Annotated in this window: 22 protein-coding genes; 21 read left to right on the forward strand and 1 reads right to left on the reverse strand. The window is 41.4% G+C overall.

Features of this window, described 5'->3' with window-relative positions:
* Positions 1-20 precede the first annotated feature (20 nt).
* From accC to J2T13_RS15200, 17 genes are all read left to right on the forward strand, one after another.
* Positions 21-1,364 (forward strand): acetyl-CoA carboxylase biotin carboxylase subunit, encoded by a 1,344-nt coding sequence (gene accC, locus J2T13_RS15120; protein WP_429372649.1) that lies wholly within the window; start codon positions 21-23, stop codon positions 1,362-1,364.
* A 134-nt stretch (positions 1,365-1,498) separates the two neighbouring features.
* A complete protein-coding gene (locus J2T13_RS15125) occupies positions 1,499-1,906 on the forward strand; it encodes an Asp23/Gls24 family envelope stress response protein (RefSeq protein WP_429372651.1) in 408 nt (135 codons plus the stop codon).
* Between the two features lie 138 nt (positions 1,907-2,044).
* Complete coding sequence (gene amaP, locus J2T13_RS15130; RefSeq protein WP_429372653.1) at positions 2,045-2,584, forward strand: alkaline shock response membrane anchor protein AmaP; 540 nt, start codon at positions 2,045-2,047, stop codon at positions 2,582-2,584.
* A 14-nt stretch (positions 2,585-2,598) separates the two neighbouring features.
* Complete coding sequence (locus J2T13_RS15135; RefSeq protein WP_429372655.1) at positions 2,599-2,832, forward strand: DUF2273 domain-containing protein; 234 nt, start codon at positions 2,599-2,601, stop codon at positions 2,830-2,832.
* Between the two features lie 170 nt (positions 2,833-3,002).
* Positions 3,003-3,455 (forward strand): transcription antitermination factor NusB, encoded by a 453-nt coding sequence (gene nusB, locus J2T13_RS15140; protein ID WP_429372657.1) that lies wholly within the window; start codon positions 3,003-3,005, stop codon positions 3,453-3,455.
* Positions 3,456-3,495: 40 nt separating this feature from the next.
* On the forward strand, positions 3,496-4,353 hold the full coding sequence (gene folD / locus J2T13_RS15145) for a bifunctional methylenetetrahydrofolate dehydrogenase/methenyltetrahydrofolate cyclohydrolase FolD (protein ID WP_429372658.1): 858 nt from the start codon (positions 3,496-3,498) through the stop codon (positions 4,351-4,353).
* 12 nt (positions 4,354-4,365) lie between these two features.
* Entirely contained in the window at positions 4,366-5,742 is a 1,377-nt protein-coding gene (xseA, locus tag J2T13_RS15150; protein WP_429372660.1) for an exodeoxyribonuclease VII large subunit, read from the forward strand.
* On the forward strand, positions 5,720-5,980 hold the full coding sequence (xseB, locus tag J2T13_RS15155) for an exodeoxyribonuclease VII small subunit (protein ID WP_429372662.1): 261 nt from the start codon (positions 5,720-5,722) through the stop codon (positions 5,978-5,980). Before xseA ends, xseB begins: the two co-directional genes overlap by 23 nt.
* Positions 5,919-6,878 (forward strand): polyprenyl synthetase family protein, encoded by a 960-nt coding sequence (locus J2T13_RS15160; RefSeq protein ID WP_429372664.1) that lies wholly within the window; start codon positions 5,919-5,921, stop codon positions 6,876-6,878. The genes xseB and J2T13_RS15160 overlap by 62 nt, the downstream gene beginning before the upstream one ends.
* Before the next feature lie 142 nt (positions 6,879-7,020).
* The gene (dxs, locus tag J2T13_RS15165; RefSeq protein ID WP_429372666.1) at positions 7,021-8,928 is read left to right on the forward strand and encodes a 1-deoxy-D-xylulose-5-phosphate synthase; all 1,908 of its coding nucleotides are present in this window, start codon (positions 7,021-7,023) and stop codon (positions 8,926-8,928) included.
* A 28-nt stretch (positions 8,929-8,956) separates the two neighbouring features.
* Complete coding sequence (locus J2T13_RS15170; protein ID WP_429372668.1) at positions 8,957-9,799, forward strand: TlyA family RNA methyltransferase; 843 nt, start codon at positions 8,957-8,959, stop codon at positions 9,797-9,799.
* A gap of 69 nt (positions 9,800-9,868) precedes the next feature.
* On the forward strand, positions 9,869-10,351 hold the full coding sequence (locus J2T13_RS15175; protein ID WP_429372670.1) for a hypothetical protein: 483 nt from the start codon (positions 9,869-9,871) through the stop codon (positions 10,349-10,351).
* A gap of 26 nt (positions 10,352-10,377) precedes the next feature.
* The gene (ahrC, locus tag J2T13_RS15180; protein ID WP_429372672.1) at positions 10,378-10,827 is read left to right on the forward strand and encodes a transcriptional regulator AhrC/ArgR; all 450 of its coding nucleotides are present in this window, start codon (positions 10,378-10,380) and stop codon (positions 10,825-10,827) included.
* A 34-nt stretch (positions 10,828-10,861) separates the two neighbouring features.
* Positions 10,862-12,586, forward strand: coding sequence for a DNA repair protein RecN (recN, locus tag J2T13_RS15185; RefSeq protein ID WP_429372674.1), 1,725 nt, complete (start codon positions 10,862-10,864; stop codon positions 12,584-12,586).
* A 117-nt stretch (positions 12,587-12,703) separates the two neighbouring features.
* Positions 12,704-14,035 carry a SpoIVB peptidase gene (spoIVB, locus tag J2T13_RS15190; protein WP_429372676.1) on the forward strand — a complete coding sequence of 444 codons (1,332 nt, stop codon included), beginning with the start codon at positions 12,704-12,706 and terminating at the stop codon, positions 14,033-14,035.
* A 273-nt stretch (positions 14,036-14,308) separates the two neighbouring features.
* Entirely contained in the window at positions 14,309-15,190 is an 882-nt protein-coding gene (locus J2T13_RS15195) for a DNA-binding protein (RefSeq protein WP_429372678.1), read from the forward strand.
* Between the two features lie 205 nt (positions 15,191-15,395).
* Positions 15,396-15,587 (forward strand): HTH domain-containing protein, encoded by a 192-nt coding sequence (locus tag J2T13_RS15200; protein WP_429372680.1) that lies wholly within the window; start codon positions 15,396-15,398, stop codon positions 15,585-15,587.
* A 37-nt stretch (positions 15,588-15,624) separates the two neighbouring features.
* Here the strand turns inward: J2T13_RS15200 and J2T13_RS15205 are convergent, their stop codons facing one another.
* The gene (locus tag J2T13_RS15205) at positions 15,625-15,813 is read right to left on the reverse strand and encodes a hypothetical protein (RefSeq protein WP_429372682.1); all 189 of its coding nucleotides are present in this window, start codon (positions 15,811-15,813) and stop codon (positions 15,625-15,627) included.
* 240 nt (positions 15,814-16,053) lie between these two features.
* On the opposite strand from J2T13_RS15205, the gene spo0A reads away from it, so the two are divergent.
* The 4 genes from spo0A (at position 16,054) to J2T13_RS15225 (ending at position 18,869) form a co-directional block, all read left to right on the forward strand.
* A complete protein-coding gene (gene spo0A / locus J2T13_RS15210; RefSeq protein ID WP_429372684.1) occupies positions 16,054-16,863 on the forward strand; it encodes a sporulation transcription factor Spo0A in 810 nt (269 codons plus the stop codon).
* Between the two features lie 324 nt (positions 16,864-17,187).
* Positions 17,188-17,391, forward strand: coding sequence for a hypothetical protein (locus J2T13_RS15215; protein ID WP_429372686.1), 204 nt, complete (start codon positions 17,188-17,190; stop codon positions 17,389-17,391).
* 203 nt (positions 17,392-17,594) lie between these two features.
* Complete coding sequence (locus J2T13_RS15220) at positions 17,595-17,864, forward strand: excalibur calcium-binding domain-containing protein (protein ID WP_429372704.1); 270 nt, start codon at positions 17,595-17,597, stop codon at positions 17,862-17,864.
* A gap of 561 nt (positions 17,865-18,425) precedes the next feature.
* Positions 18,426-18,869, forward strand: a complete 444-nt coding sequence (locus tag J2T13_RS15225; protein ID WP_429372687.1) for a hypothetical protein — start codon at positions 18,426-18,428, stop codon at positions 18,867-18,869.
* Positions 18,870-19,180: the final 311 nt, after the last annotated feature.

Here is a 19,180-nt window from a genome sequence, read left to right on the forward strand (position 1 = left end):
TTTTGAGGAGGATACCCGCAATGAAATTTCATAAAGTGCTCGTAGCGAACCGAGGAGAAATTGCGGTTCGTATTATCCGGGCTTGTCGTGAACTTGATATATCAACGGTGGCGGTTTATTCAGAACCTGATAAAGATTCTCTGCATGTCCGCCTAGCAGATGAAGCCTATTGTATAGGTCCAACATTATCCAAAGACAGTTACTTGAATATCACCAATATTATGAGTGTTGCGACACTAACAGACTGTGATGCTATTCATCCAGGTTATGGATTCTTAGCTGAGAATGCTGATTTCGCTGAAATCTGTGAATCATGCAACATTACATTTATCGGTCCTTCCGCAGAGGCGATTACCAAAATGGGTGACAAATCAGTGGCTAAATTGACGATGAAGGAAGCTGGGGTTCCCATTATACCTGGTTCTGATGGTATCATAGATAATCTAGAAGAAGCTGTTATGATTGGCCGTGATATCGGTTATCCCTTAATTATTAAGGCGACGGCTGGCGGTGGAGGTAAAGGGATTCGCATTGCTGAAGACGAGGATGCACTTGTTAAGCAGATCACTGCAGCGCAGCAAGAAGCTCAAAAGGCGTTCGGGAATGCAGGCGTGTATCTAGAGAAGTACTTGACAGGTATGAAGCATGTGGAAATTCAGATCATAGCTGATAAACACGGACACGTTGTACATTTAGGTGAGCGAGATTGCTCCATTCAACGTCGTAGACAGAAATTACTTGAGGAAGCACCTTGCCCAGTCCTATCACAGGACATTCGTGAACGTATGGGAGAAGCTGCTATACGTGCTGCTAAATCAGTACATTATTCTGGTGCAGGCACGCTTGAATTTCTGCTTGGTACAGATGGTCAGTTCTACTTCATGGAAATGAACACTCGTATTCAGGTGGAGCATCCTGTGACTGAAATGGTAACTAGTGTGGATTTGATTAAGGAAATGATTTCTGTAGCAGAGGGACATTCGCTGTCATTTACACAAGAAGATATCACGATTCGTGGTGTAGCTATTGAATGTCGTATAAATGCTGAGGATCCAGATAAGAACTTTATGCCAGCACCGGGTAAAATTCAATTTTATTTGCCTCCAGGCGGACCGGGTGTTCGTGTCGATAGTGCGGCTTATCAAGGGTATACGATACCCCCGTACTACGATTCTATGATAGCGAAGCTTATTGTATGGGCTCCAACACGATGGGAAGCGATCGCGAAGATGAAACGTGCATTGTCTGAATTTGCGGTTGAAGGGATTCATACGACGATTCCATTTCATCAGAAATTGTTGAATCACCCAACGTTCATTGAAGGGGATTTCGACATCAAATTTCTTGAAGAGCATGAGATCTAAATGGCGGAATGACGTTTGTTATAATGACATCTAAATGATATAGTAGATTTAATAAAAAAGGCATTCCTGTTCGAATGTCGCGTAATCATATTTCGTAATTAAGAAATTCACTTGAAAGGTGTGTTGAGTTCATTATGAGTTTATTACCGACTGAATTTGAACGAACGGAAATCGGTGAGATTCAAATTGCACCTGAAGTCATTGAAGTCATTGCTGGATTAGCGACTGTAGAGGTCAAGGGCGTGGCTGGAATGAGCGGAGGGTTTGCTGGTGGTATCGCTGAGCTATTGGGTCGAAAGAACCTGTCCAAGGGCGTTAAGGTTGAAGTTGGACAACGAGAAGCAGCCATTGATGTATCTGTAATCGTTGAGTACGGGAACCGCTTGCCGGAAGTAGCAACTGAAATTCAGCGCAACGTGAAGCGTTCGATTGAGACAATGACTGGACTTACAGTGATTGAGGTAAATGTGCACATTCATGATGTACACTTTAAGAGTACGGAGAAGATGGATGAAGTAGAGTTTAGCCAGCGTGTTAAATAATGGAGTCTAGATAGAGTGAAGAACTAAAGACGAACTCTCTAACATAGGGGGCGAACTTTATATTCAGTCTATCTAGACACTCAAACCCCCGACATATCCTGTCGAGGGTTACTATAATTTAAGGAGGCTGGATTGTTCGTGGCCAAATTATTGGACAGACTCTTGCTATTTTTATATAGTTTAAGTATCGCTATACTAGCGGTATTAGCCATCCTCCAACTAAGTGGCGTTGTGCCATTTAATGAGATTGACTATGACAATGACACGATATTTGTTACCTCAATTATTGTGTTGGTTGTTCTCTTCCTACTTAGTATTCGATTCTTCTACATTTCTATTCGCCGTGATCGTAACTCTATTCCTTCTATTGATCAACGTACTGAATATGGTGAAATTCAAATCTCAGTTGAGACAATTGAGAATTTATGCTTGAAGGCAGCATCCAAAGTACGAGGTGTCCGTGATCTCAAAGCTCGTATTAGAGTAACGCAAGCAGGAATTGATATTACCATTCGTGCGGTTGTGGAGGGTGATCTTTCAATCCCAGTCATGACTTCTGATATTCAGAAGCAGGTTCATGATTATTTGCAAGAAACCACAGGGATCCCGGTAGCAAATGTCACTGTATACATTGCGAATGTAGCGCAGTCACCAAGTTTTAAGAGTAGAGTAGAATAGAGGTGAATTTCCCGATGTTTTGGAAAGAAATGTGGGAGAGTCACAGGGGACGATTGATTGGCGTCGCCGGTGGTATTTTATTCGGTTCTATATATTTGATCGCTGGTTTTTGGAATATGTTGTTCTTTGCATTGGTTGTGTTCATTGGATATACCCTCGGTAAGAGAAAAGACTTAAGTCAAAGTTCTCTCGTACATTGGAGAGAACTTGGACAATGGTTGTCTTCCCGTTGGCGTCCATTTAAGTGAACCCTATGATATGCTTCCTCCGGAAAAAGAGCTGCAATTCTTGACGCCCATTTTTTGGAGGGAAATTATCTAGGGTTTTTTTGTACAAATGTAAGTGAATAGGGTTATCCTTGATTCATATAGAAACAATAAAGGCAATTTGAGAAGTCTCAGGAGGAACGAGAACAATAATGAAAAGACGTATAGCTAGAGAGATCGTGGTGCAAAGCTTGTACCAAATGGAAATGAACCTGGTGGACAGTGAAGAAGCTGTGTCGACTTTACTTGAAGAGGCTTCAGAAGAAAATGAGACGGATCGTGTGATTAAAGATGAAATAAAGCTAAAGGAATATGTATTGGAACTTGTGAATGGAACATGGACTAATAAAGTCGCAATAGATGAATTATTGGGTCATTATCTGGTTGGATGGCAGATCAGTCGGTTGTCGCGTGTGGATCGTCAGGTGCTTCGTCTAGCTTCTTATGAAATGGTCTATCAAGATGATGTACCGGCTAAAGTGGTTGTCAATGAGGCAATTGATCTTGCTAAGCACTTCGGTACTGAAGATTCGGGTAAATTCGTTAATGGTGTGCTAGGTAACATGATTAAAGATTTGGATCAACTTAAAGAGCAACGTCACTAAATACAGACCATACAATTATGAATTCAAGGGAGAGAATATCATGACTGCAACAATCATTAGCGGTAAACAGGTATCTGATGAAATACGTGGTGGTATCGCTACGGTGGTACAAGAACTTGCTGGACAAGGCGTTGTTCCTGGGCTAGCGGTTGTATTGGTGGGCGAAGACCCTGCTTCTCAAGTGTATGTTCGAAATAAAGAGAAGGCATGTCATGATTTAGGATACTACTCTGAAGTTCATCGTTTAGAAGCACAGACTTCCCAAGCAGATCTATTAGCGCTAGTCGACAAGCTAAATGCGCAAGCAAATATTGACGGTATTCTTGTTCAACTTCCCCTTCCAAGCCATATTGAAGAGAAAGCGATTATCAATGCAATAGCTGTCGATAAAGATGTGGATGGTTTTCATCCCATCAATGTGGGTAATCTAGTTATTGGGGATGATAGTCTGCTTCCTTGTACACCCGCAGGTGTCATTGAATTAATCAAACGTGCTGGTGTGGAAATGTCAGGGAAACATGCGGTTGTTATTGGACGTAGTAACATTGTGGGTAAGCCTGTATCGCTATTACTTCAGCGTGAAAATGCTACCGTTACAATGTGTCACTCTCGTACAGCTAATATGGCTGAAATCGCTCGCCAAGCTGATATTCTGGTTGTTGCGATTGGACGGGCTAACTTTATTGATGCAAGCTTCGTGAAGCCAGGTGCGGTTGTCATTGATGTAGGTATGAATCGTCTTCCGAATGGTAAACTAGCTGGAGATGTTGACTTCGAGAGTGTCAAAGAAGTATCAGGCCCGATTACACCTGTACCTGGAGGCGTAGGTCCCATGACGATAACGATGTTAATGCAAAATACGCTGATTGCCGCCAAACGGCACCACGGATTGGCATAAAGGGAGATTCCCATGGAACAGCAAAAGGTATTATCCATTAAAGATTTGAATCGCTATATCCGGATGAAGCTAGATTCGGATGTGGTGCTATCTGATGTGTGGATTCGGGGTGAAATATCCAATTTCACTCATCATTCCAGCGGACATATGTATTTCACGCTAAAGGACGAGAGTAGTCGTATTCGTGCTATCATGTTTGGATCGCATAACCAAAAGCTTCCCTTCATACCTAAAGAAGGAGCGATGGTGATTGCAAGAGGGAATGTGACCGTCTACGAGCGTGATGGGCAGTATCAATTCTATGCCAACCATATGCAACCTGATGGGATTGGCAGTCTATATCTTGCTTACGAGCAACTTAAGAAAAAGCTAGAGGAGGAAGGATTGTTTGCATATGAACACAAGCAGACTCTTCCAGCTTATCCTAAGACCATTGGTGTCATTACGTCTCCAACGGGTGCTGCTGTAAGGGATATTATGATTACTCTGCAACGTCGATATCCACAAGTGAACATCATGCTATATCCGGTGCTAGTGCAAGGCAAAGGTGCTGCGCCCTCTATTGTGAAGGCAATCACGGCCATGAATAAATTAGCGGAAGCTGATGTGTTAATCGTGGGTAGAGGCGGCGGCTCCTTAGAAGAATTATGGGCTTTTAATGAGGAAGTAGTGGCTAAAGCGATATATCGATCCAAAATTCCGATTATATCCGCTGTGGGCCACGAGACGGACTTTACAATTGCGGACTTCGTCAGCGATCTTCGGGCGGCAACACCGACGGCTGCGGCTGAACTGGCTGTTCCCGTAGCAACCGAGATTAAGAGTCAGATCCAGCAACGTGAACGTCAATTGCGACAAGCGCTTAGACAACGCGTTCAACGGTATCGGCAGCGACTTAGTTCTTTGCAACGTTCACCTGTTCTTGTTCATCCGAAAAGGTCTGTGCTTCAGTACACCGAACGTTTGGATAGATTACACCAGCAATTTACGCGATCGATTCAGTCTCGTGTGAAGTTCAATCGCGAGCAGCAATCACGAGTTTACCATAGTCTATTAAGATTTAATCCGAAGGAACAAATAGCCGCGGCTAAGAAAAATGGAGACGCAAGCCATCGTCAGCTTCAATTGGCTATGCAATCCATTCTTAAGAGTAATCAATCGCAATTAGGTTCATCGATGAGACAGCTGGATGCTCTAAGTCCCCTAAAGGTGATGTCTAGAGGGTATAGCCTTGTTTACGATGAACAGGAGCAACACTTAATTAAGTCGGTCAAGGATGTTCAGCTTGGAGATGTAATGAAGATCAAAGTAAACGATGGACAACTTGACTGCCAGGTATGGGCGATAAAGGAGGAAGAGCAAGGTCATGGCGAAGGCAAAGGAAATTGAGCTTAATTTCGAGGATGCAATGAACCAGCTAGAGGAAATCGTGGGCGAGCTAGAGCATGGAGATGTCCCTTTGGAAAAGGCTATTGAATTATTTCAAAAGGGAATGGGGCTATCCCAGCTCTGCAGTAAGAAGTTAGAGCAGGTAGAGCACAAAATCGAAATGATCGTAGAAGAAGATGGTGAACTTCGGAAGAAGCCTTTCGGAGCTCCAGTTGACGGAGGTGAACCGCTTGAGTAATCAGCTTTCTTTTGACCAATATATTGCTGTAATAAGTGATAAAGTCACTTCGGCTTTATCTGATATTCTTCCATCTCAGTGGGATGTTCCTACTACGTTAAAAGAATCTATGACATACTCACTGCTTGCGGGTGGGAAGAGACTGCGGCCTATCCTTGTGATTGCAGCTTGTGAAGCGCTTGGTGGAAATAAGGAAGCTGCCCTTGAGGCAGCTTGTTCTGTTGAAATGGTGCATACATATTCTCTGATTCATGATGACTTACCTCCAATGGATAATGATGATTATCGACGTGGTAAGCTGACGAATCACAAAGTATATGGGGAAGCTATGGCAATACTGGCAGGAGATGGTCTGTTAACTCACGCTTTCTATCAGTTGATACAGCTCTCACGTAAGCATGGTATATCCGCAGAACGCGTCCTAGCTATTGTAGAGGATTTATCCGAAATGGCGGGACCGCGAGGTATGGTTGGCGGGCAAGTTGCCGATATGGAAGGGGAGCAAGGCCTGACCGATCTATCTCAACTGGAGTACATTCATCTTCACAAAACAAGTGATCTGATTATCTTCTCATTACTTGCTGGTGGTCATATCGCAGGAGCGGATGAAGCTAAGCTTGAGGCGCTCCGTCTGTTCGGACATCACATTGGACTGGCTTTCCAGATTAAAGACGATATATTAGATCTGATCGGAGACGAGACTAAGCTTGGTAAGAAAGTTCAAAGTGACGTTAAACAGGAGAAAGTAACGTATCCTTATTTCATCGGATTAGAAGCTTCGAAAGAACAAGTTGAGTCTTTGACGAACCAAGCGAAAACAACGATTTCAGAAGCTGGATTCCAAAATCCACAGCGGTTACTTGAAATTGCCGATTACTTGATGAATAGAGACCACTAAAGACCTAAAGTTTAAGAATTGGGATCATATGTGATATAATTATATAGATGAAATTTAAGTTTGGACTTACGAATAAATAAAGTGATGATGAATTAGAAGTTAAATATCATCACAATCCTAGAAGAAAAGTGGGGAGATTCTAGTGCTACTTCCACAAATTAAACAGCCAGGGCAATTGAAATCACTATCGGTTGACGAGCTGTCGTCTCTGGCAACTGAAATTCGTCAGTTTTTGATTGAGAAGCTTTCTGTTACAGGAGGACATCTCGCATCAAACTTGGGAGTGGTGGAACTGACCCTTGCCTTACATTACTGTTATAACAGCCCCACGGATAAATTTTTATTTGATGTTGGACATCAAGCTTATGTTCACAAAATACTGACAGGTCGTATGGACCGTTTCGATACATTGCGTAAATATAAAGGGTTATGTGGATTCGTGAAGAGATCGGAAAGTGAACATGACGTCTGGGAAGCGGGTCACAGTAGTACCTCATTATCAGCTGCCATGGGTATGGCTCTAGCGAGAGATCTGAAGGGCGAAGATAACAAGGTAGTCGCTCTAATTGGTGATGGTGCCTTAACGGGTGGCATGGCTTTTGAAGCTCTAAATCATATTGGTCATGAGCAGAAGAAGTTGATGGTTGTGCTAAATGATAATGAAATGTCAATTGCTCCGAATGTAGGGGCCATGCATAATTACCTCAGTAAACTTCGATCAGATCGTTTTTATTTGCGAGCTAAGGATGAAATTGAGCTGTTACTCAAGAGAATTCCTGCCATCGGTGGTAAATTAGCAAAGACTGCTGAGAAGATGAAGGATAGTCTGAAGTATATGGTTGTACCAGGGGTTCTTTTTGAAGAACTGGGATTTACTTACCTTGGACCTGTGGATGGCCATGATCTTCTGAAATTGATTGAAACGTTCCAGCAAGCAGATAATGTAGATGGACCTGTATTTGTTCATGTGTTAACAACGAAGGGGAAAGGTTACCAACCAGCTGAAGTGGATTCGTTTAAATGGCACGGGATTACGCCGTACAAGATGGAATCAGGCCAGGTATTGAAATCGGTGGGTAACCCCATGTATACAGATGTGTTTGCCCAGACCTTAATTGAGCTTGGTGAAAAGGATTCTAGAATTGTAGCGGTAACTCCGGCAATGCCTGGAGGATCGGGGTTATTTCCTTTTAGTCTGAAATTCCCAGACCGCATGATTGATGTTGGGATTGCAGAACAACATGCGGCAACCATGTGTGCAGCATTAGCCATGGAAGGTATGAAGCCTGTGTTTGCAGTGTATTCTACATTTATGCAACGTGCGTATGATCAGATTGTCCATGATATATGCCGCCATAATGCCAATGTCATGTTCGCGATTGATCGCGCTGGCTTTGTCGGGGCGGATGGAGAGACACATCAGGGTGTTTATGATATCGCTTTTATGCGTCATATTCCGAATATGGTTATTATGATGCCTAAAGATGAGAATGAGCTTCGCCATATGATGTTTACGGCGCTAGAATATAATGATGGTCCGATTGCGTATCGCTATCCTCGAATTAATGGTCTTGGTGTACCTATGGATGAGACATTGACAGCTATTCCAATTGGGACATGGGAAACAGTACGAGAAGGTGAAGGCTATGCCGTACTTGCTGCAGGTCCTATGGTGCAGGTCGCATTAGAAGCAGCGGAACAGCTGAAACGTGAGGGCATATCATTACATGTGGTTAACGCGCGTTTCATGAAGCCTGTTGATGAGAAAATGTTACGTGAACTTGCCAAATCCAGAACAAACATGATTGTACTGGAAGAAGCGAGTGAAGCAGGTAGTTTAGGAAGTGCAATATTAGAATTCTACAGTAAGCAACATATATTTGATACTACGGTATCGTTAATGGGTGTTCCTGACTTATTTATTGAGCACGGGAGTATTAAGGAACAGCGTGAGGAAACGGGACTTACTGCTGAAGCAGTATGTACTGAAATTCGTAGTCTCATGGCGCTTCATCCATACGAATATGGGAAAAGTAACTTTCCGTCATAAGGCGTAAAGACAGAATCAGGTGAATGATATGGAAAAAGAACGGATTGATATCCTGCTGGTGGAGCAGGGGCTATATGACAGTCGCGAGAAAGCCAAAGCAGCCATCATGGCTGGACTTGTATTTGCTGCTGAAGAGCGAATTGAGAAACCAGGGATGAAGGTCCCAAGAGATGCTGAGATTAGAGTTAAAGGCGCAGTTCATCCTTATGTAGGACGTGGGGGATTGAAGCTAAAAAAAGCGCTGACATCTTTTGGGCTTGAGATGGATGATGTGGTCATGCTTGATATAGGTTCATCAACAGGCGGGTTCACAGACTGTGCACTTCAACATGGTGCCAAGCATGTCTATGCCATTGATGTAGGATATAATCAATTAGATTGGTCTCTTCGTAATGACGAGCGCGTCACGGTAATGGAAAGAACGAATTTTCGATATGTGACGCCACAAGATTTGCAAGGGCCTACACCGAATTTTGCTAGCATTGATGTTTCATTCATATCGCTTAGAATTATTCTGCCACCGCTTATTGCGCTCTTGGATAAAGCAGCTCATGTTGTCGCTCTGATTAAGCCTCAATTTGAAGCTGGAAGAGATAAAGTAGGGAAATCCGGTGTGGTTCGAGATTCGGCCGTACATCGCGACGTATTGATGACCGTATTGACTTTCGCACAAGAGATGGGCTTCCATCTTCAAGGACTAACGTTCTCCCCTATTACTGGAGGGGAAGGAAATATTGAGTTCCTTGCCCATTGGGGACTGGATGGCGCTGATGAAGCGACTCTGCCCAAGGATAGTCAGAGTTTCAAAGACCTTGTTGAGGGTGTCGTTAAAGATGCAACATACACTTTTAAAGGAAACTCATCTAAATAGATGGGTTTCTTTTACTGAAAAAAAGGAGTTCATTTCAAGATTCGCGAATACAATCACGAGGTGATATGGATGGAGGGACGAGCTGACGTTATTGTTATGGCTCTGATCGGCATTATTCTCATTGTGGGTGTCATTTACCTCATCAGGAATTGGCTCCTGGATTCATCATCCACACGAGGGTTAGTCATTCCAATGAATGAATACATACCAGATCATCCGGCCGTAGATCTATTGCTCAGTGCTGGTTATGAAGTGTTAGGGGGCCGAGTCAAAATTCCACTGTACTTCGAAGTGGAGGAAGATAGTTATCAAAGCCGACTATTTATTGATTATGTTGTGTCAGGAGCAAATGGTGGAGTTTACCTAGTAAAGATGGCACGTCATCGTAAGCCACTGGAGTGGACGGGGAGTGGAATAAGGGATCAGCTGTTACCTTATTTTTTGTTATATCCGGATTGTAGCGGTATATTGCACTTAGATGTTACGAAGCGAGAAGTACGTCTTATTGAGTTCGATTGGGACGAGGAAGAGTGGAAGGGTCACGATGAATAAATATGAGCATATCTCAGGAGGCAACTATGAAGGGTCAAAGGCATATAAAAATACGGGAAATTATTACACATCAGGATATTGAGACGCAAGACGAGCTTGTAGAGAATTTAAGGCAAGCTGGATTCCAAGTTACACAGGCGACCGTGTCACGTGACATTAAAGAGCTACTGCTGATTAAAGTGCCAATGGACGATGGAAGATATAAATATTCTCTGCCTACCGATCAGCGATATAATCCTATTGCGAAGTTGAAGCGAGCTCTTGTGGATAATTTCGTTCATATTGACTATACGAACAACTTGGTCGTCATTAAATGTTTGCCTGGTACGGCTAATTCCGTCGCTGTTCTACTTGATAACATGGAATGGAATCAGACGATGGGTACGATTTGTGGAGATGATACAATATTGATGATATGTCGTGAACAAGAAGACAGTGAGTTTGTTGTCAAACAAATTAAGGGATTCATTTCTTAAGATTATTCAATCGGCGGGAGGCGAGAAAACATTCATGCTTGTAACATTAGCTATTCGAAATTTAGCAGTCGTTGAAGCTGTTGATGTACACTTTTATTCTGGTTTTCACGTTCTTACAGGAGAGACGGGTGCAGGGAAGTCGATTATCATTGATGCACTAGGTTTACTGGCTGGTGGCAGAGGTTCCGCCGATTTAATTCGTTATGACTGTGACAAAGCTGAAATTGAAGGTCTGTTTGAACTAGGGCAAGGACATCCGGTATGGGACGCTTTAGTCAGAATGGGCATTGAGGGTAATCATGATGAGCATTTAGTGATCAGACGTGAAATTACAGCTACAGGTAAGAGTACATCACGTATTAATGGACAACTTGTTAATTTAACTATGTTACGTGAGGTTGGTGAATTATTAGTCAACATTCATGGTCAGCATGAACATCAGAACTTGCTCAAACCAGACCGACATCTTCATCTACTGGATACATATGGAGAGCACATTATAGGTTCCATTAAGCAACAATATAAAGAGAAATATTCTGCCTTCGCCAAGGTAGAGAAAGAACTAAGGGAACTGCAAAGCTCAAGTCAAAAAGCTTATCAAATGCTGGATTTATATCGTTTTCAACTTGAAGAAATTTCATCAGCACAATTAAAATTGGAAGAAGATGAATGGTTAGGCGAAGAAAGGGTGAAGCTATCCTCTAGTGAGAAAATGATGGACTCCGTTTCGGGTTCGTACAATATTCTCCATGGTTCAAGTGGGCTCAGCTCCATCAGTTCAGCGATTTCAGGTCTTAAAGATGTTACCGGGTTTGATGAAAAAGGTCTTAAGCCTATTCTAGATCAGTTACAGACTGCCTTTTTTCAGTTAGAGGATGTCACGTTTCAATTAAGGGATTATCGAGAGAACATTGAATTTAATCCCGAGCGATTAGAAGAGATTGAACAAAGGCTGGATATAATCCTTACCTTAAAGCGGAAATATGGTGATAGTATTGAACAAATTCTATCTTATTATGAGAACATTAAGCAGGAAAGTGATCTGCTTGAACATAAAGATGAGCGATTGGAAGAGCTTCAGAAGCAGCGGGATGGAATGCTGGCAAGTTTACTTCAATCTGCACATGAACTAAGTGAAGCGCGAAGACAATGTTCAGCTGATCTAGCTGAGCAAGTCGAAGGTGAATTAAAAGACCTTCAAATGGGAAGAACTTCATTACAAGTTAAGCTCGATCTTCTTGAAGATCCGCGTGGATATGATGTAGCCGGACATAAGGTGAGATTAACGAAGCAAGGCATAGATAATGTTGAATTTATGATTTCCCCGAACCCTGGCGAACCGTTAAGACCGCTTGGGAAAATCGCATCTGGTGGGGAGTTATCAAGAATCATGTTAGCTCTAAAAAGCATATTTGCTCGGCATGATCGCATCCCTGTCCTTATCTTTGATGAGGTGGATACGGGGGTCAGTGGGAGAGCTGCGCAATCCATTGCAGAGAAACTGTTCAAATTATCCGATTCATGCCAAGTGTTCTCGATTACTCACTTGCCACAAGTGGCATGTATGGCGGATCACCAATATTTAATTGAGAAGAATATCACGAATGGACGCACCATGACCCGTGTGGAATCTTTATCTGAGCAGGGACGAGTAGAAGAACTTGCGCGTATGCTTGGCGGGGTAGAAATCACTGAAAAGACACTCCATCATGCCCAAGAAATGTTGAAGCTGGCAGAGGCGAGAAAAGCTGTCAGATGAGGATATGGAGTAATGATTGACAGTAATAAAAGCCTGAGGGCGGGGTTATCTTAAAGGTACGCAATTGGCGACCATCTTTCGTCAAGCGAAAGAAGCATAAGGGAGTGTGACAGCTACTTGAACTCCAACCTCAGGAAGAAATTGTTTGGTCTTTTAACTGCCTTTCTTTTATGTTTTATTGGCACAAGTGAACCTGTGAAGAGCTATGCGGCTATGCCGAATGAACTGAGAATGTTTACAGATCATACCTCAGAGCTTCAGCTCGCGGTTCCAGTGTACTCTCAAGCATCTGTGGATCGGCCTGATGTGCTCCAGCTTAATGGCTCAGCTAATCCAACGCTGCAAGTATCCCCGAGTCATCCTTTGCAGCTAAGCCCCCAGCATAGCGGTAAAGCAAGAGTGACGCTAAAGTTATTTGGTACTATTCCTTTCAAAACGGTACGAATTCAAGTTGTTCCTGGTTTGAAAGTGATTCCAGGGGGGCAAACGATTGGTGTTAAAGTGAAGTCTGCAGGCATTCTTGTCGTAGGACATCATTTAGTGAAAGTGCAACAAGATACTCGTATCTCTCCTGGTGAACTTGCAGGCATCCAGTTAGGGGATTTAATGACCCACATGGATGGTGTTCCGTTGAGTGATATTAGTAAGGTCGCTAAAGCAGTGGAAGAAGCAGGTAAGAAGAAACAGGATATCAAAATTTCCTTCAAAAGAGGAGATAAAAGCCTGACTACAAAATTAACACCTGCTTACGATAGTGAAGACAAAACGTGGCGGCTTGGTCTCTATATACGTGACTCTGCTGCGGGTGTAGGCACTCTTACCTTCTATGCTCCAGATCAAGGCGTATATGGTGCATTAGGACATGTGATAACCGATATGAATACTCAGACGCCGATCGTCGTGGGAAGTGGAGAAATTGTTCAATCCAACGTTACCTCCATCTCCAAAAGCCAAGATGGAGAACCGGGTGAGAAGAGAGCTCATTTCTTGAAAGAAAGTAACATATTAGGTAACATTGAGAATAACACGCATTTTGGTATTTTTGGGAAAATGTCGCAGAATCCTGAACATGGCTTATACAATAAACCGATACCGATTGCTTTTGCGGAAGAAGTAAAAGAAGGACCAGCAGAAATATTAACGGTTGTAGATGGTCAACACGTCGAACGTTTCAATGTTAGTATCGTTCATGTAGCGAGTCAAGATAGCCCTGCGACTAAGGGACTTGTACTTCGAATTACGGATCCGAAGTTGATCAGCAAAACCGGTGGAATCGTACAGGGTATGAGTGGTAGTCCGATCATTCAGGATGGTAAATTAATTGGTGCTGTAACACATGTATTCGTGAATGATCCGAAGTCGGGGTATGGATGTTTCATTGAATGGATGTTACAGGATTCAGGTATTATGTCCAAGAGTTCTGATCAGAAGAATCTTAAGGCGAGTTAGCCTTAAGATTTTTTTGTTGTAATAATAAGGGATCAAAACCAAAATCAGTGCTTGATATCGATTGAACGGACACCACAGACCTTATTTCACATCATTCTATGTGTTTTGGGCCAATTATGGGTGAGAAGTAGATTCAGGCGATAAATCCTGAAGAGTCGAAGAACTATCTAGACCTTTTTTTGTGATTAATTTTAAATGATGTAAAAATTAATTGACCATAGGACGAAATGAATAGTATAATAATGGGTAAAAAGTAATATGAAGGGAGTAACTATGATGGAACTAGATTTAAATGATATATTAAATCTTGATTCATTGACAGAGATGCTAAAAGGCGCCTTCGCACTTGATGCTCACGAACAAATGATACAGATTGCAGATCAGTTATATACTTGTGCATATAGCGTATATGAGGAACGTCAACTCCAACGTGCTAAAGGCGAGCGGTTAGCCACTTACTTATTTAAACACAATATCATATATTATCTGGGGTTTAGCTTGATGGCTAAGGGTATAGCGCTGCAAAAATTATTTAAGTTAGGTGAATCCAGAAACTGTATAGAGAAATACTCTAAACTTGGTTGGGTTAATGAATTAGACAAAGAAGGGCAGGAAGAAGTCGATTACTATAAAACAACGGCTAGAGCCAATACATACACATTAGATTTGCTTGAAGGCAAGGAGGAAGTGTTAGAAGAATACGTTAATTTTATTAGCGAGAGCGAAGAGGAGGAGTTATTACCGGGCATCATTACGATATTAGAATCAGCCATTATGCATAACTTTAATGTAGACCATATTCTAACCAAGTTCGGGGAGAAGATAGAGAGAAGGGGAGATTACTACGAAACGAAAGAAAACATCCGGTATTACGTAGATTATCTTTATCTTCTATCAATATACAGATTTAAGGAAAATAAACATGAAATTGCTATAAATGTAATCTTAAAAGTTTTGGTAACATCTGATAAGCTCAGAGATGATACCGGATTCAAGAAAATCTGCGTACTGTTTGAATCTTTTAGAACTTATGCATCGCAAGAACAGTTAGAGGAGTACACTTCAATATCCAAAAAAATTCTGAAAGGGGATTTAAAAAATGAAAAAAGTATCAAAGGTATTGTGTTCGATGGCGATCGTATTTTTACTAGTTAGTGGTGGCGTGGTGACCGTAGGCACAGGCATAGGGAATGTCGTAATATTTAACCACGGGATGAATCATTAATCAGTAATATGAGCGAGGATCCAAAAAAAAGCACTCCCTGATAAACTAGTACCCATAGAGTGGACACTTAGAAAAAAGGTGTTCAGGCTGTGGGTACCTTTTTGTTTACTGGAACTAGCAGTGGGAGGCGGTTGTATGAGCAAGAAACTATTTAATAAAGTAGAACGCGAAAATCTTTCGAAGAGAAAATACGTCACCAAGATTAGTGGAAAGTCCATAACCTTTGCCTATGAATTCAAACGACTGTTCATCGACCAAAACATGACTGGCAAGACCCCCAAGAGATCTTTGAGGATAATGGATTCGATGTCAACATTATCGGGATGAAGAGGATCGAGCAGTGCGCTGACCGCTGGAAGAAGGCCTACGAAAAAGGCGGCATCGTTGAACTATCCGACTCCATGACTGTATGTACAATCCCGAGCCAGTCGGGTATGAACTGAGAATACCAATGCATTATCACAGCGATCGCTATGCTCCCTTGGTCACCAGGAAGAGGTTTCGTAGAAGTTAATTCAGGCGACACATCCAACCGGCTAAGTGGCAGAGCCACCCGGACCTACAACCCTTTTAAGGAGTAACCGTTCTTCTTGTTATTTTGTCAGTATTGCACGAAAATGGTCTAACGATGAAATAAAATATTTATTATAAATTATTATGATAAAAAAATAAAGAAAAATAAGTTTCGACAGAAGGGATTTCATATTCAATGTCGAAAACTATGTCATAGCAGATGAAACATGGATGGGGTATGAACACCTAATAACAAGAGAATCCTAAGGAGGAACCACCAGTGCAAAAAATTGAGATATTGCTAGCCGATGATAACCGGGAATTTACAAACTTACTTGCAGAATACATTTCCGAGCAAGAAGATATGGTTGTTACAGGAATCGCTTACAATGGCGAGGAAGTGCTCAATATGATTAATGAATCCAGAAAGGCACCGGATGTACTTATTCTGGATATTATTATGCCTCATTTAGATGGTCTCGGTGTGCTTGAACGTCTGCGTGAAATGAATGTATCCCCACAACCTAAGATTGTTATGCTAACCGCCTTTGGACAAGAGAACATTACGCAGCGTGCAGTACAATTGGGAGCGTCATATTACATCTTGAAACCGTTTGATATGGAAGTACTAGCTAATCGCATTCGCCAACTTGTAGGACAACAGAACGTAACATCACCTAACATGTCGTCGATGTCTAACAACCAAAGATCCAACGTGGTTCCTTTAGGAAAAGGGAAAAATCTAGATGCCAACATCACGTCCATCATACATGAAATCGGTGTTCCTGCGCATATTAAAGGGTATCAGTACCTGCGAGAAGCCATCACCATCGTATATAATAATATAGAAATTCTAGGCGCCATCACCAAAACGCTCTACCCTGCCATCGCTGAGAAATTCAAAACCACACCGTCCCGCGTCGAGCGCGCTATCCGTCATGCCATTGAAGTGGCCTGGACACGCGGCAACATCGACTCCATCAGCCACCTGTTCGGCTATACCATCAATATAAGCAAGTCTAAGCCAACGAACTCGGAATTTATTGCGATGGTAGCTGATAAGCTTAGAATTGAGCATAAGGTGTCTTAGGCACTTTCGAACGTTTGACTAAGTGCATTTTAATCGTTAATTGAAACGGGGAATACAAGCAAATTGACTTGTCAGGGTTCCGATAAACTACGAGGTGTCCATACGGATAAACTTTGAAGTATTTCATTCTTCAATTATTACGAGTTTGTCGGATATATAATTGAGGGTGAAAGTAAATAATTTAATAGTAAGGATAAGTAGACGTTTCTTGGCTGTATAGCGAAGAAACGTCTTTTTTCTCTCAGTAAAGACAATCTGAGTTTCCCTTTCAGTTTTCATTAATCTTGTGCTTGTAGTAACATTAAATCAAAGGAGGTTACCTAATTGTCTAATCAATCTAAACAACCAAAACGAAAAAAATTAAACAAAAACAAACGAGAGGGCGTATTACGGATCATTCTATTCATTATCCTTTCGTCTCTTACATACATTGTTCAAGATTACGCATGGGCTGTGACGATCATAACATTAACTGCTCTATATTCACTCGTTACAGGTGTGTATAGACTTTTTCGTAAGCAGTCGTAGGTAATTTCAATATCAAAAAGAAGAGCACAATAGTCCAATGGGCTATGTGCTTTTTTTGTAAGTCACTTTTCCATGAAGGGTTCATTAGTAAGGGGACGCTGGCTATCTAGGCTTCATTTGTATTTTTGATTAGTGGTCTTGAAGAAAGAGAGCATTAGAGTTATAGTTGAATTTACAAAATTTATGGGAGAGGAAGTGTTAGTATCAAAAAGGTAGTCGTTATTTTTCTGTCTATTGGACTTATTCTTTGTTTTAGTTCAAATACAACTGGCGTAGCAGAAGCACAAACAAAGATAGTGACATATAAAAACTGTACGGAGTTAAATAAGGTGTACAAAGGTGGCGTGGCTCGTTCTTCCTCAGTCAAAAACAAAGGTGGAAAAACGAATTACAAGCCTTTTGTTTCTCAGGCACTCTATGACGCCAATAAAAAAAGCGACCGAGACAAAGATTTGATTGCTTGTGAACGTTAAATGTTCGTTTTAGAATTGATTGTAGCTAAGACCTTTCTCATATTGAGTGGTCTTTTTTTGTATAGAAAATATGAATAAATAGTTAGATGAAAAGTGCTAATATCTCTACATAATATCTAACAATAAAATTTCAATATATGGTATATTTAAGGTGATAATAACTTTATTTTCAAATATATAGGTGATTTCTAGAGTACGCGGGATCGCATGACAGACATTGATCCAGATGAATAGCTTCGTCTAACACTCTTGACAGGAGATTTAAGCGAATTCGTCTATCCATCTGTATTGGAGGGATAAACGAATTCGTGGATTAGTAGTTGAACTAAAAAGCTACCGCGTAGCGGTTTAGTTCAACAATGCATTTCTGTTTTGTCGCTAGCGCTTCTCAGTCGCCAAGAGGGATTTCAAGGATGCAGAGTCAGGCGACACATCCAACCGACTAAGTGGCAGAGCCACCCGGACCTACGGTCCTTAAGTCGTTTGGACGTCAGAAATGCGCAACGTTATGCGAAACCCTGTAAAGACATATTTAAAACTAAAAACTTAAATGGAGGTTGTATGAGAACTAATATTCTAATTTTTATTATGTTATTTGTCTTAATATTTTCGGGATGCTCAACAGAGGAAAAAGTAAATTTAGAAGACAGTATGAATGCAATAATCGATTATAAGTTGCACGAAGTAGGGTCAGAACAATCTGATGAGGTAAAAAAATGGTTAGCTAATGCGATTTTGACAGGAGTAGAAGGACAATATTTTATTTTTCAAGATGGTAGTGAAGGTAAAGACTATATGTATTCTTATGTATATCGAAAGGGTTATTCCGATTATGACGTTTCATTTATTTACGAACCAACTGATCAAAGTAATAGAGGTAAAATCCATGTAACTGGAACGGAGAAAAATCCAATAAATGAAAAAATAGTAGAGATTAAATCCATAAATGACTTGTCTATACTATTTATTTTATCTGATGAAAGCTTAAAAAATAAATTGGAATAGAGATATTCAGTATCACAATGAAGACAGGGCATCGCATAAACCAGCTAATCAAAGTCAAGTCTATCATTAATATATTTTTTATAGATAAAACAAAGACGTACCTAAATAAACCTACCCAGTAGAGAAGGTTTTATTGGAAGTTAATTTCCAATTGTGGACTCAACCCGTTTTAAAAGCTTGACCAGACGTCCACATTCCAAAAATAATGCGTAAAAGCTTATGAGAAGTAGCAACAATTGCGACTTTTGCCGGTTTGCCTTCATTACGTTTTTGCTGATAAAATTGAAAGAGAATCGAATTTCTTGGACCAT

Origin of the sequence: Paenibacillus sp. DS2015 (assembly GCF_050433705.1) — a bacterium.
Taxonomy (GTDB): Bacteria; Bacillota; Bacilli; order Paenibacillales; family Paenibacillaceae; genus Paenibacillus_AQ.

Bases quoted from the DNA above. Each gene is read 5' to 3' on its own strand.
- accC (WP_429372649.1), top strand. From the start codon at position 21: ATGAAATTTCATAAAGTGCTCGTAGCGAACCGAGGAGAAATTGCGGTT.
- J2T13_RS15125 (WP_429372651.1), top strand. From the start codon at position 1,499: ATGAGTTTATTACCGACTGAATTTGAACGAACGGAAATCGGTGAGATT.
- J2T13_RS15135 (WP_429372655.1), top strand. From the start codon at position 2,599: ATGTTTTGGAAAGAAATGTGGGAGAGTCACAGGGGACGATTGATTGGC.
- nusB (WP_429372657.1), top strand. From the start codon at position 3,003: ATGAAAAGACGTATAGCTAGAGAGATCGTGGTGCAAAGCTTGTACCAA.
- folD (WP_429372658.1), top strand. From the start codon at position 3,496: ATGACTGCAACAATCATTAGCGGTAAACAGGTATCTGATGAAATACGT.
- xseA (WP_429372660.1), top strand. From the start codon at position 4,366: ATGGAACAGCAAAAGGTATTATCCATTAAAGATTTGAATCGCTATATC.
- xseB (WP_429372662.1), top strand. From the start codon at position 5,720: ATGGCGAAGGCAAAGGAAATTGAGCTTAATTTCGAGGATGCAATGAAC.
- J2T13_RS15160 (WP_429372664.1), top strand. From the start codon at position 5,919: ATGGTGAACTTCGGAAGAAGCCTTTCGGAGCTCCAGTTGACGGAGGTG.
- J2T13_RS15170 (WP_429372668.1), top strand. From the start codon at position 8,957: ATGGAAAAAGAACGGATTGATATCCTGCTGGTGGAGCAGGGGCTATAT.
- J2T13_RS15175 (WP_429372670.1), top strand. From the start codon at position 9,869: ATGGAGGGACGAGCTGACGTTATTGTTATGGCTCTGATCGGCATTATT.
- ahrC (WP_429372672.1), top strand. From the start codon at position 10,378: ATGAAGGGTCAAAGGCATATAAAAATACGGGAAATTATTACACATCAG.
- recN (WP_429372674.1), top strand. From the start codon at position 10,862: ATGCTTGTAACATTAGCTATTCGAAATTTAGCAGTCGTTGAAGCTGTT.
- J2T13_RS15195 (WP_429372678.1), top strand. From the start codon at position 14,309: ATGATGGAACTAGATTTAAATGATATATTAAATCTTGATTCATTGACA.
- J2T13_RS15200 (WP_429372680.1), top strand. From the start codon at position 15,396: ATGAGCAAGAAACTATTTAATAAAGTAGAACGCGAAAATCTTTCGAAG.
- J2T13_RS15225 (WP_429372687.1), top strand. From the start codon at position 18,426: ATGAGAACTAATATTCTAATTTTTATTATGTTATTTGTCTTAATATTT.